The 12,452-nt window shown below is 56.3% G+C and carries 8 protein-coding genes and 1 pseudogene; 6 read left to right on the top strand and 3 right to left on the bottom strand.

Annotated features, from left to right (window positions below):
• Positions 1-211: 211 nt before the first annotated feature.
• Positions 212-1,336: a citrate/2-methylcitrate synthase gene (locus ACGY09_RS05735; RefSeq protein ID WP_397570816.1), complete on the bottom strand. Its 1,125-nt coding sequence runs from the start codon at positions 1,334-1,336 to the stop codon at positions 212-214.
• A 150-nt stretch (positions 1,337-1,486) separates the two neighbouring features.
• Positions 1,487-2,968: a sialate O-acetylesterase gene (locus ACGY09_RS05730; protein ID WP_397570815.1), complete on the bottom strand. Its 1,482-nt coding sequence runs from the start codon at positions 2,966-2,968 to the stop codon at positions 1,487-1,489.
• A gap of 191 nt (positions 2,969-3,159) precedes the next feature.
• Here ACGY09_RS05730 and ACGY09_RS05725 point away from each other — a divergent pair, with 191 nt between their 5' ends.
• The 6 genes and pseudogenes from ACGY09_RS05725 to ACGY09_RS05700 all read left to right on the top strand — a co-directional run bounded on the left by ACGY09_RS05725 (position 3,160) and on the right by ACGY09_RS05700 (position 11,454).
• Positions 3,160-3,828 carry an NYN domain-containing protein gene (locus ACGY09_RS05725; protein ID WP_397570814.1) on the top strand — a complete coding sequence of 223 codons (669 nt, stop codon included), beginning with the start codon at positions 3,160-3,162 and terminating at the stop codon, positions 3,826-3,828.
• Positions 3,829-3,951: 123 nt separating this feature from the next.
• A complete protein-coding gene (locus ACGY09_RS05720; RefSeq protein ID WP_397570813.1) occupies positions 3,952-5,853 on the top strand; it encodes a CocE/NonD family hydrolase in 1,902 nt (633 codons plus the stop codon).
• Between the two features lie 457 nt (positions 5,854-6,310).
• Positions 6,311-7,564: an HlyD family secretion protein gene (locus tag ACGY09_RS05715; RefSeq protein WP_397571853.1), complete on the top strand. Its 1,254-nt coding sequence runs from the start codon at positions 6,311-6,313 to the stop codon at positions 7,562-7,564.
• A gap of 296 nt (positions 7,565-7,860) precedes the next feature.
• Positions 7,861-8,448: pseudogene (locus tag ACGY09_RS05710) on the top strand (ABC transporter ATP-binding protein); the annotation flags it as partial.
• Between the two features lie 133 nt (positions 8,449-8,581).
• Positions 8,582-9,847 (top strand): ABC transporter permease, encoded by a 1,266-nt coding sequence (locus ACGY09_RS05705; RefSeq protein ID WP_397570812.1) that lies wholly within the window; start codon positions 8,582-8,584, stop codon positions 9,845-9,847.
• A 71-nt stretch (positions 9,848-9,918) separates the two neighbouring features.
• Positions 9,919-11,454, top strand: a complete 1,536-nt coding sequence (locus ACGY09_RS05700; protein ID WP_373651230.1) for an ABC transporter permease — start codon at positions 9,919-9,921, stop codon at positions 11,452-11,454.
• Between the two features lie 360 nt (positions 11,455-11,814).
• On the opposite strand, the gene ACGY09_RS05695 is transcribed toward ACGY09_RS05700, so the two are convergent.
• Entirely contained in the window at positions 11,815-12,102 is a 288-nt protein-coding gene (locus ACGY09_RS05695; RefSeq protein WP_373651231.1) for a hypothetical protein, read from the bottom strand.
• Positions 12,103-12,452 lie beyond the last annotated feature (350 nt).

The raw sequence follows: 12,452 nt of genomic DNA, 5'->3' as shown, positions 1-12,452 counted from the left end.
AAGTTCATCTCCACTCTAGTTGAGCCGTGGAGTGCAGTGAAGGATTGTTCGGCGGGAAAACGGAATTCGTTTCCTGATTCATCCGGTCGCAACCGGAACAGTCGGACTGGAAATCCCTTGCCGCCTTCTCGATTTACGGCGATTTTCCCGACATGAGTCAGGTTGGAACCGACCGGTGAGGATCTTCGCGGCAGGCTTGCGTTAGGGTTTTTCAGCCGCGCTCGGAAAGGGGAAGAAAGGGGCGTTCCGGCTGGCCGACATAGACGGCACGTGGTCTGATCGGCTGCGGAGTCTGCTGCTGCTCGATGAAATGAGCGGCCCAGCCCACCGTCCGGCTGATCACAAACAGCGGCACGAATAAGTCAGAATCCAGCCCCAGATAATGCAGCATTCGCGCTGCGGGCCAGTCATAGCTGGGCAGAAACTGCTGTTCGTCCCAGACAGCGGATTCAATGGCTGATGAGACCTCTTCCATATTCATTTTGCCGACTTCAACGGCGACGTCCCGGCAGATGGGACGGAGCAACTCCGACCGGGGATCTGAAGTCCGGTAAACTCGATGCCAGAAGCCCGGCATCCGTTCGTACTGTTTGAGAACCGCTCGGACGATCGAGGGTGCGGCAGCCGGAGATTCGACTGCTTCGAGGATGTCGATGGCCTGACGGCCGGGACCACCATGCCAGACCCCCTTCATGGCACAGATCCCCGCGATGACAGATGACAGAAAATCGGATCGAGTTGACGCCACGATCCGTGCACAATACGTCGACGGGGTGAGCTCGTGTTCGGCGCTGAGGATCAAGAAGGCGTCAAGGGCTCGCTCTGCCAGGGGTGACGGCTCGCGATCGGTCAGGCTCCAGTAGAGATATCCAGCGTAGCTCAGATCGTCGCGCGGCTCGGCCGGCTCGAGCCCTCGGGCAATCCGGTGGCGTGTCGCCAGCAGCAACGGGTACTGGGCGAGCAACCGTTGCAGCGTTTCCCACACGTCATTCGGAGAGAGCTCTTCTTCGTAAGCATCCGATAACGCCAGCAGGTTGACTCCGGTCCGCAGAATATCAATCGCAGGGACGTTCAGCGGTAAACGCTCGATAAAGTTGACGATGTCTTGTTCGAGAACGGCCGCTTCGCTCATGACGGCCTGCATATCGGCGAGCTGTTCCTGCGAGGGAAGGTTGCCCTGGACGATCAGGAAGGTCGTTTCCAGAAAACTGGATTCTTCGACCAGCTCTGAAACAGGATAGCCCCGGTAAAGCAGATCACCGTCAATCGACGAAATGGTCGTCTCACTGTTAGTGCGTTTCTCCATGTGTGGGCTGGGAACAGCAGAGTGACTCATTCGCAATCCATTGTAGAAGGGCAACCGGATAATCCACTTTGCACATTCTAGCGCAAAATGGGCCGCGACGAAACGGTCGACAGTGTTCCTTTGCAAACCAGTGTATTCGTTTTGATGGATCACTGGCGTCTATGAATCAGACAGTCACGATCACCGGTTCTGATGAGTGATTCCTGCCCAGTCGTCGGTGCGGAACGGGGATGCGGGCAGTCCGGCTCCGTTGAAAAGATTCCCGTCCGGGTTGTCGCCCCAGGCGTACCGGACAGCAACCGGCGCTGGTACCTCGGACGATGAAACGCGGACGACGTTCCCTTCGATTCGGGCAGTGGCCCAGACGAATTTCTTGTCGGCCCCCGCGATCGCAAAACCTCGCAGGTCGCCCCCTTGGGCAACTAATCCGTCGCCGATGTCCTGAAATTCAAGCTCAATCGTACCTTCCATGACCTTCATCGATTTGTACCGCGGTCCGCTCGCAACGATGTCTTGTCCGTATGCCACCTGAAGTGCAGAAAGGGCGAGTCGCTTGCCCACAACTTGCTTGTTCCGGGGGTGAATGTCCCTCGGTTCGCCAACATCGATCGTCACCGCCATCCCCGTTCGGGGGACGGACAGAGACATCAGTTGCGCCTCGCGTAATTCTGCCCACGCACTCTCTTCCGGTTCGTCCGGTCGATCGGGTTTCGATTTTTCAGGAACGTAGTTGGGGAGTTGCACAAACAGAAATGGAAAATCTCCCAGCCCCCATTGCCGCCGCCAGTTGCTGATCAGCAGGGGAAACAACTTGCGGTATTGAAACGCCCGCCCAGTGTTGGATTCGCCCTGATACCAGATGGCTCCTTTGATCCCGTATCCCTGAATCGGAGCGATCATGCCGTTGTACAGGACAGACGCTCGGTTGGGATTGTTGGCCTGGCTGGGATCGGTGCTCGCGCGTTCGGCTCGTTCGAGGATTTTGGCAAAGTCTTCGTCAGACTTAAGCGCCGCCTGACTGGTCCATGCTTCACAGATGGAACCTCCATGCGTCAGCTGAACCAGACCGATGGGCCGCTTCAGTCGCTGGTGCAATTCACGACCGAAGAAATAGGCCACGGCGCTCATTCCCCCGATCGAATCGGGCGAACATTCGACCCATTTCCCGTCATTGTCGTCCTGCGGGACCCTCGCAGTGCTCCGTTCTGCTTTGAAGAACCGAATGGATGGAAACTTTGCTTCCGCGATCTCTTCCTGATGATTGAGCGATGCGCTGACGGGCCATTCCATATTGGACTGGCCTGAACAGATCCAGACGTCCCCGAACAGGACGTTGGTTAGTGTCACAGTGTTCTTTCCGGTGACCGTGACTTCGACTTGAGCGGGCTTACTGCGGCCGGGAAGACGGAGACTCCAGCGGCCGTCGGCGGCCGTTACCACGTTCGCAGATTCGGGCTTCGTCGTATCACCAGGGTCCTTGGAGGTGATCGTCACCGTCACTTCCTCACCTGGCTCGGCCCATCCCCAGAAGGGGACTTCCTTGCCCATCTGCAGGACCATATGATCGCTGAAAATGCCGGGCAGCTTGATATCAGCCCTCGCTGATGTGGTCACCGCAATCAACGCTATTGCGGAGATGACGGCGATACAGCGAGACGACATACGTGATGTTCCGATCTTGAGCCAGTGAGACATTGCCCGACGGACTTTACTCGTCAGGGTCCCATCGAATTGAAGGAAACACTCTGCCTCGTGGCACGAGTGTATCGTGTCCGGGACAATTCTTGCTATCGTGATTCAAGGGGATACAACGGGAATTCCCTCCCGGAAACACTACGACCGAAAAACTGATTATGCCAGTCCCATTTCTGATTATCGACGGCTACAACCTGATGCACGCCGCGGGTTTGGCACGTGTCTACCATCCTCCGGGCGACCTTGCGAACAAACGGCTGACCCTGCTGGCAAAGCTGGCACGTCGCATGAGCGTGGAAGAGCGGAAACGGTGTACGGTTGTGTTCGATGCACAGGACGCTCCGCGGGGTCTGCCCGCTCGATACACGCATGAAATGATGGTCGTCCTGTTTGCAGAACCGGGACACGAAGCGGATGAAATGATTGAGACGTTGATCAGCCAGCATTCAGCCCCCCGTCAATTGAAGGTGATTTCGAGTGATCACCGCTTGCAGACGGCCATCCGCAGGCGGCGCGGAATGGCGACGGATAGCGAGGTGTTTCTGAAAGAACTCGATTCTCCCCATCGTCAGGTGAGTTCCACGGGAAAGTCCGTCTCGCCAAATTCGCCACGGGAAGAGGATGTAAGCTTCTGGCTGGACGAGTTTGAAGGTGTCAGCCCGCAAGCGATTCAGGATGAAGTCCGAGCAGAAAACGCCGCTCCGAAAAATGATTGGGAGTCGCACGTGGAGCAGATTCAAAAGCAGGTGCAGGACCCGTCCCAACTTGAACAATGGTTGAACGAGTCTGCGCAGTCGAAGCCGCGCGGCAAGCCCAAAAGGCTGTGACAGGCTGAAACAGATCCGCCTGCGAATTTCTGCGGGGTCACGATCTGTTCGACAGTGCAGCGTAGCCTCAGCCGCAGAACCCAGAGACGATTCTAACTTCAATCAACTGGAGACACTCCCGAGATGCAAGCCCTTATTCGTCTTCGTGTGCTTCGGGCAACTCAATCGATGGTGACCACGTTGGTGCTGATCGCATCCGTGGTCGGATCCACTCGTCTGGTGCAGGCCCAGGGTGGGGAATACGTCAAAGCGAATTACACAAAGTACGAGTACCGTATTCCCATGCGGGATGGCAAAACGCTCTTCACCGCAGTCTATGAGCCGAAAGATCAGTCGAAGACTTACCCGATTCTGCTCAGTCGGACTCCGTACAGTTTGAAGCCGTACGGCGTTGACCAGTACCGCGAGAACCTGGGGCCTTCGACGTTGTTCGGCAAAGCAGGCTACATTTTCGTGTACCAGGACGTGCGAGGCCGCTGGATGTCGGAAGGTGACTTCGTTGACATGCGTCCTCATCTGGCTGTCAAAAGCGGTCCCGACCAGATTGATGAAAGTACGGATACCTGGGACACAATCGAGTGGTTGATCAAGCACCTGCCCAATCACAATGGCAAGGTTGGCATGTACGGGATTTCGTATCCCGGCTTCTATACCAGCGCGGGAATGATCGACGCTCATCCGGCGCTTGCCGCCTGCTCGCCACAGGCCCCCATCGCCGACTGGTTTATCGGTGATGACTGGCACCATAACGGAGCCTTGCAGCTTCCGCATGTCTTCAACTTCATGGCGCGTCACGGTCACAACCGGCCTGAACCGTCAAAAAAGATCGATCATCAATTCGATCATGGCACTCCGGACGGTTATGAGTTCTTCCTGAAACTCGGCCCCCTGCCGAATGCGGATTCCCGCTACTACAAAGGGGACGTCCCCTTCTGGAACGAGGTCATGAAGCATGGGACGTACGATGAATTCTGGAAGGCACGAAACCTCCGCCCCCACTTGAAAAATATCCGGCCGGCCGTGATGACGGTCGGTGGCTGGTTCGATGCAGAAAACCTTTTCGGTGCCCTCGAGACGTACAAGCAAATTGAAGGAAGCAGTCCGGGAACCTCAAACATGCTCGTCATGGGCCCGTGGGTGCACGGAGGATGGGCGGGTGGCGACGGTGAATCTCTGGGGCACGTCTCATTCAACGCCAAGACCTCGATTTTTTATCGTGAGAAGATCGAATTTCCCTTCTTTGAGTTCCACCTGAAAGGGGACGGAAAGCTCGCACATCCGGAAGCGTGGGTTTTCGAAACCGGGACGAACCTGTGGCGTCAGTACGAGACCTGGCCGCCGAAAGAGTTCAAACCTCGGACATTCTTTTTCAGTTCACAAGGACAGCTTCGGCCTCAGCCTCCGGAATCCCCCGATGATTCTGGCTATGATGAGTATCTCAGCGATCCGGCACGCCCCGTCCCGTTTATCGATAAAACGGTGATTGGCATGGTTCCGGAATACATGACCGCCGATCAGCGACACGCGTCGCGTCGCCCGGACGTGCTGGTCTACGAGACAGAAATTCTGGAAACCGACTTGCGTGTTGCGGGTCCGATTGAGGTCGAGCTCTACGTATCAACAACCGGTACTGATGCCGACTGGGTCGTCAAGGTGATTGATGTTTACCCCGGTGACTATCCCGATCCCAAAGAAAATCCGTCCGGTGTCCGAATGGGTGGGTATCAGCAACTGGTTCGCGGTGATGTCTTCCGGGGCAAGTTTCGGAACAGTTTCGAAAAGCCGGAACCGTTTATCCCGAACCGCATCGAGAAAGTGAAATTCACCCTCCCCGATATCTGCCATGCGTTTCGCCCCGGACACCGCCTGATGGTCCAGGTTCAAAGCAGCTGGTTCCCACTGATTGACAGAAATCCCCAGAAGTTCGTCGAAATCTATACGGCAAAGCCCGAAGATTTCCAGAAGGCAACACATCGAGTTTATCGCTCTTCTGAAACACCTTCTCAAATCAAAATCCTGAACTAGCAGGCGGACCTCTGGACTGTGACTGTTTTATCTGTGACTGTTCTAAGATGTGAATGAATGATGAGCGAGATCCAGGTTTCAAGCCCTGCGAAATAGATCCCCCTGGAGATCGTTTATGAATAATGTGATTGATGCTCCATGGGGTCGCAGCGAAGGTTGAACATCTGGAATTCCTCTCGGATCCGTTCGTGACGACACGTGGTATTGACTGCGCCTCGAATAATGCCAAGTCGTCCCATAAACGTGAGTCGCCTGGGTCTGCAATCGCGCGTTCTACGTACTTCGCGAATGGATTTTTTGAGAGCCAAATGCAATGATATAACGGTTTGGAAAGGATCTGAATTCTGGAATTGAGACTCACACTGACGGGCTTCGACGTGTGGATTTCAGGAATTTGATCGTTCGAACGAGCCACCTCATCAAGATTCCAGTTCACCTCACAGGAAATTCTGTGTCTATGTCCGAAACCTCTGCCGCGAACGCTTCGCTCAAAGATCGCGTTCAATCGCTCAGGTTACCCCCACCGAACCAGTCGTCTGGGGCCGGCTCAAAGCTCCCCTGGGTGCTCTTGCTGGGGATGACCTGTGCGACTGCCTATCTGCTGTTCGCAGGAAGCCCTCTCGTGAAACAGGAAGGATCCGTCGCTCAGGCCGGCGTCCAAACCTCGACGACAGCCCCCGCGGCGCAGCCGACCACCCCGAAGCCACCTGGACCTCCCGCTTCCGGACCTGTGGTGGAATCCAAGGGCTACATTATTCCGGAACAACAGATTCTGGTCAGTCCGCAAGTGAGCGGACGCGTGATCGAGTTGAATTTTGAGGCGGGGCAGAGGATCGAAAAAGGCTTCGTTCTGGCCGTACTCGACAACACGGAGTATCTCGCCGAATTTGAACGAGTCTCGGGACAGCTCGAAGCCGCACGTGAGAACCTTGCCGAATTGCGTGAGGGATCCCGTCCCGACGAGATCAAGCAAGTGCAGGCGGACCTCGCCGAGTCACAAACCAATCTGGAGCAGGCGGAACGAGACTACAAACGGGCGAGGGACCTGCTGACGAATGGCTTCGGCAATCGACAGGACTTTGAAACGGCTCAGTCTCAGTATCAGATGCTCAGAAAACGGGTCGACAAGTTGGCCGCGACCGCACAGCTCATGATCGACGGACCGCGTCCGGAACGAAAACGTGCTGCAGAGGCTCAGGTCAGGCAGGCGGAAGCCGAAGTTCGACGCGCCAAGTGGCGACTGGATAATTGCATCATCGTGGCTCCGATTTCCGGCACCGTTTTGAAAAAGAATGCGGAACTGGGAAACCTGGTGAATCCGGTTGCCTTCAATGGCTCCTTCAGTCTGTGTGACATGGCGGATCTCTCCAAACTGGAGGTCGAGCTCTCTGTGCAGGAGCGGGAAATTTCCAAGGTGAGAAAAGGCCAGCGGTGTCGCGTTCAGCCTGAAGCGTTCATGGACCGGTATTATGACGGTGTCGTCTCACGGCTGATGCCCATCGCCGACCGTGCCAAGGGAGCTGTCCCGGTCCGTGTCCGGTTGAAAGTTCCTCCTGAAGAGGAAGGGCAGTATTTGAGGCCCGAGATGGGAGCCCTCGTGAAATTCTACGCCGATCTGGTTGAAGAAGAGGAACCGGCTGCGTTCTCTGACCCTGCTCCCGAGACGGGGGATGTTGATCCCGGCCTGACTGAGGGGCCACCAGAGACGTAGCAGACAATCCTGATACGGGCTCGATGCCCCCGACGGCTCACTCTCTAACTGCCTTTCAGACCATACTGTTCACAACGAGAGAACTCACCAAAACCTGACGTCCCCCGTGAGGAATGGATTCTGCGAATGCATCCAGCGGGGATCGGGTTTCTTTCGCCAGCAAGGAATTGCTCATGTCGTCGTCTGATCCGTGCGTCGAAGTCCAGGATGTTCATAAGTCATTTCGGCGAGGAAGCGAACTACTGGACGTTCTGAATGGCCTCAATCTGGTCGTTCAGCAAGGAGAGTTCGTTTCACTGATGGGGCCGTCGGGCTCTGGCAAGACAACGCTGCTCAACCTGATTGCCGGTCTGGATCGACCGACGTCAGGCAGCATTCGCGTGCAGGGAGAAGAGATCTCGCGGATGTCGGAAGGGCAACTTGCCGGCTGGCGAACCCGAAGTCTCGGATTCATCTTTCAGTTTTACCACCTGTTGCCGGTTCTGTCGGCGTTTCGAAATGTCGAGCTTCCCCTGCTGCTGCTACCCCTGTCGGCAGCACAACGAAAGCAGCAGGTGACGACGGCGTTGGAAATTGTCGGGTTGAAAGACCGCATGTGGCATCGTCCGGGGCAGTTGTCCGGGGGACAACAGCAGCGCGTCGGCATCGCACGGGCGATTGTGACCGATCCCGCCCTGATCGTCGCGGACGAACCGACCGGGGACCTCGACGCGAAGTCGGCGGACGAGATTCTGAACTTGCTCGTTGAACTCAAAGAGTCACTCAATAAGACCATCGTCATGGTGACCCACGACCCGCGCGCGGCGGATCGGGCCGATCGCCTGGTCCATCTGGAGAAAGGTCGACTTGCTTCGCAGACCGTGCAGGAAGTCGGTCAGGTCTGATCTGTGGTGCTGACTCTTTTTCGTCGACGTAAGGGCCGGATTCGATTGTCCCATCGCCCCGAGTCGACTGTCTCTCTCAATTCGAATGATCAGTTGATCGCAAGATTCGCTGTAATAATCGCGGGACCCCGCCATGAAATTTTTAGTACTCGTGTTTGAGAATATCGCTCGCAATCCCGTGCGTACAATTCTGACGTCGCTCGGAACGATGATGCTGGTGCTTGTCGTAACACTGGTCTTCACCGTTCTCACGACGCTCGACTATGTCACGAAGGAAAAGAGTGCCAATATCAAGGCGATCGTCACGGAGAAGTGGCAGGCACCCAGCCTGCTTCCTTACTCCTACGCGGCGGGATTGTCTGAAGGGGCCGCAGATCCCAACGATCCGAATGCAGTCCGGCCGCAGGATTCCATGAGCTGGGGCTTTTTCGTCGGCTCAACAGAATCCAATCCCGCGAAACGAGGATACGAGAACCTCTTCTTCGCGTTCATCATGGAACCCGAAAAGGCTCGTACGATGCTGGACGGCATCGATGTTTTGACGGACGAGCAGGCCGCCCCTCTGATCGCAGGGATCAAGAGGATGAACGAGATTCGCAATGGTGTGATCATCGGTCCGGGACGACTCGAGAAGATGAAAAAGCGGATTGGCGATCGAATCACCGGATACAGCCGCAACTACCGCGACATTAATCTGGAAATGGAAATCGTCGGGACATTTCCGAAGGAAGCGACACAGTACACGGACAGCGCCATCATCAATCGTGAATATTTCGAGGCGCAGATGGATGCCTACAAGTTGTCGAATGGGAATAAGCCTCATCCTCTGGCGGACAAAACACTCAGTCTCGTCTGGCTGCGTGTTCCCGATCGAGTTTCGTTCAACAAGCTGACCGAGCAGATTCTGACGGCCCCTTCGTATACGAACCCCCCCGTCAAATGTGAGACCTCGTCGACGGGAATTTCCTCGTTTCTGGATGCCTATCGGGATATTATCTGGGGTGTTCGCTGGTTGCTGGCTCCCGCCTGCATGATGGTGCTGGCACTGGTGATTTCGAACGCGATCAGTATCAGTGTGCGTGAACGCCGGACTGAATTTGCGGTGCTGAAAGTGCTGGGGTTTCTCCCCTGGCAAATCCTGACACTGGTTCTTGGCGAGGCGCTGTTGATCGGAACGTTATCCGGACTGCTCAGTGCCGGACTGGCCTATGGCGTGATTAACGGTATCTGGGGTGGTCTTCCGTTCCCGATTGCGTTCTTCCCCAGCTTTGCCGTTCCGATCGACTGCTTGTGGTGGGGGGCCGGGATGGGGGCCGCGACCGCCTTCGCGGGAAGTTTCGTCCCCGCGATCACCGCCCGCGGTGTGCGTGTCTCGGACGTTTTCTCGAAAGTTGCCTGAGCGACCCGGTTCGCTTCGCCACTGTCACCCGCATAAGCCTTTGACTTATTCCTCAATCTCCGAGGTTTTTGATGTTTGCAGCTTATTTGTTTGCCGCCGCACCCTGGCAGGTCTTCGGCAACTCGTCGCCGGTCATGAAGGGCATCTTTGCCGGAGCCGGAATTCTTCTGCTGCTTCTGCTCGTGATTGGCAAGGTCCCACTCAGTTACAATCTGATGAACCTCAAAACCCGCTGGCTGACGACCCTGTTCATGGTCGGGGCGTTCACGCTGGTGATCGGGATCCAGATTGTGCTGCTGGCCTTCGTGAATGGAATGTATTCCATGACCGAATCCAGCGGTCAGCCGGGCAATGTGCTGATCATGTCGGAAGGTTCGACAGACGAAGCTTTCAGCAATCTGGGCTTTGCGGATGCCACCGAGATCGAGACGCAGGAAGGGGTGGCTCGCGACGAAGAGGGGCGATCCCTTGTCAGTCGAGAGACGTATCTGGGGATTTCCCAGCAGATTACCGATGCAAAAACCGGTCAGGAAAAGCGACGATTCCTGCAAGTGCGCGGTGTCGACGATCCCGCGATGTCGGCCAAAGTCCATGGTCTGAAACTGATGCCCGGCGGTGACTGGTTCTCTGAGGCAGGGGTTCGCGAGATCAATGACAAGGGAGACACCGCGATCGAAGCCATGCTCGGCGCGGGGATCGCACGTGAACTGGGGAACGACCGAACGGAAGAGATGCGTCAGCAGGCGAAAAACAAGGATCGCCTGGAAGCGGGTGATACCTTTCAGATCGGTGATCGCGTCTGGTACGTGACGGGAATCTTTGCCTCCTCCGGTACCGTTTACGACTCCGAGGTCTGGACACGTCAATCGCAGGTCGGACCTTTGTTCGGAAAGTCCAATTACACGACCTTCTGTGTGCGGGCCGACCCCAACTACCGCAAAGATCAGCGACAGAAGCTGATCGAAGACCGAAAACTGGCTGCGCAGAAGGCCTATGATGAGGCGGCAGCCCTGTATGCCACCGACAAGACCGCTCCTAAACCCAAACTGAAGAAAGTTCAGGAACAATACTCCGAAGCGCAGTGGGGGGCCGAACTGCTCAAGGAATATTTTGCGAATGAGTACAAGCAGGCGACGATCAGCCCGCAGGTCGAACAGACGTACTTTGCGAATCTCTCGGCGACCAACGTTCAGTTCCTCGGGATGGCGATGGTCGTTGCCTTGATCATGTCGATGGGGGGCCTGTTCGGCGTGATGAATACCATGTTCGCTGCGATCAGTCAGCGAACAAAAGACATCGGCGTGCTGCGTCTGCTGGGCTTTCGACGCTGGCAGATCCTCGTCTCGTTCCTGCTGGAATCGTTGGTACTGGCACTGATCGGAGGAGCGATCGGTTGCGCCATCGGATCGTTGTGTGACGGCTTCACCGCCAACAGCATCGTGACAGGTGGACCAGGGGGAGGGGGCAAGTTTGTTGTTCTGCGCCTGACAGTCGATCCCAGCACGATTGCGGTCGGCATGTTGCTTGCCCTGGCGATGGGCTTTTTCGGTGGCCTGATTCCGTCTGTGAACGCGATGCGGCTGAGTGCTCTCAAAGCCCTTCGCTGACGTGCGGTGAATTTGCGAGAAGGCGGTGCGGACCGCAGAACGACGCGCTGATCGAGTTCGGCCATTCGGCCTGACCTGTCACAACAGAGAACGATTCAGAAGCGACTACACTCCCCCCCGTGCGCAATCGCTTCCGAATCGGATCTCTATCGTGGCTGGAGGCGGGCACGACCGTCGCTGTGGACGAGTCGTTCTCTCGCAGTCCAGTCATAACCCGCTGTCGCCGAACCGGAAGGTTGTTTCTTCCGTGGCGAATGGATGTCGAGCGGGTGAGCACCGGGGCAAGGTGAAGTTTTTGTTGCCCCGGCTTTCATCGAGTCACGTTCCCGTCAGAACGTCTTGCTCAAGCCCAGCGTGGGTTTAGAACACGTCGAGAACGAAGTGGTGTCCGCTGTGGTAGGGACGCTTTTCGGGGTAGAAGTTGTACCAGCCTTTATTGTAGACCGGGATCTGGCGAGCTTGTGGATACCGGTGGTACAGGCTGTTGTACTGCTGGGGAGCCTGGAAGTTGTGTGGGTAGTAGACGTAAGGGTAGTAGTTGAAGCGGCCCCAGTCGGAAGGCTGCCCTTCACCCGCGGCTTGTGCCGAAGCTCCTCCCACTGTGAACGCCGCCGCAACAATCAACAGAGCCAGAATCGCGCTTCGCATCTACATTCTCCTAGAATGACGGTATCAGGGTCATTCACGAACCTGATTTTTTCAGTGAGTAAGCGGTACGCGGCGAATGGGTTCCAAGTCACGCGAGAACGCTCACCATGTTCATCGGACAGAATCCGGGCAGTACCACAGGAAACTTCGTCAAAATCGTTAGAACCCGTGTCGGACTGCTCTCTCAAGGTTCGTGACCGCTGCCTCGGTGCGGAACACGGAAAATGGCGAGAGTTCTTTTCGCCTCCTGAAACGGAATGCCCTGCAACAAAGGTGAACGCGATCGCGGCACGTGCGACGGTACCAGTTCTTCGGTGAGCTTCTGTCGTGGCGAGGTCGTTCTCGGGCCG

Source organism: Schlesneria sphaerica (assembly GCF_044336245.1).
GTDB classification, from domain to species: domain Bacteria; phylum Planctomycetota; class Planctomycetia; order Planctomycetales; family Planctomycetaceae; genus Schlesneria; species Schlesneria sphaerica.
Note: the sequence above shows the minus strand (reverse complement) of the source record. Positions and strands in the feature narration are given on the sequence as shown.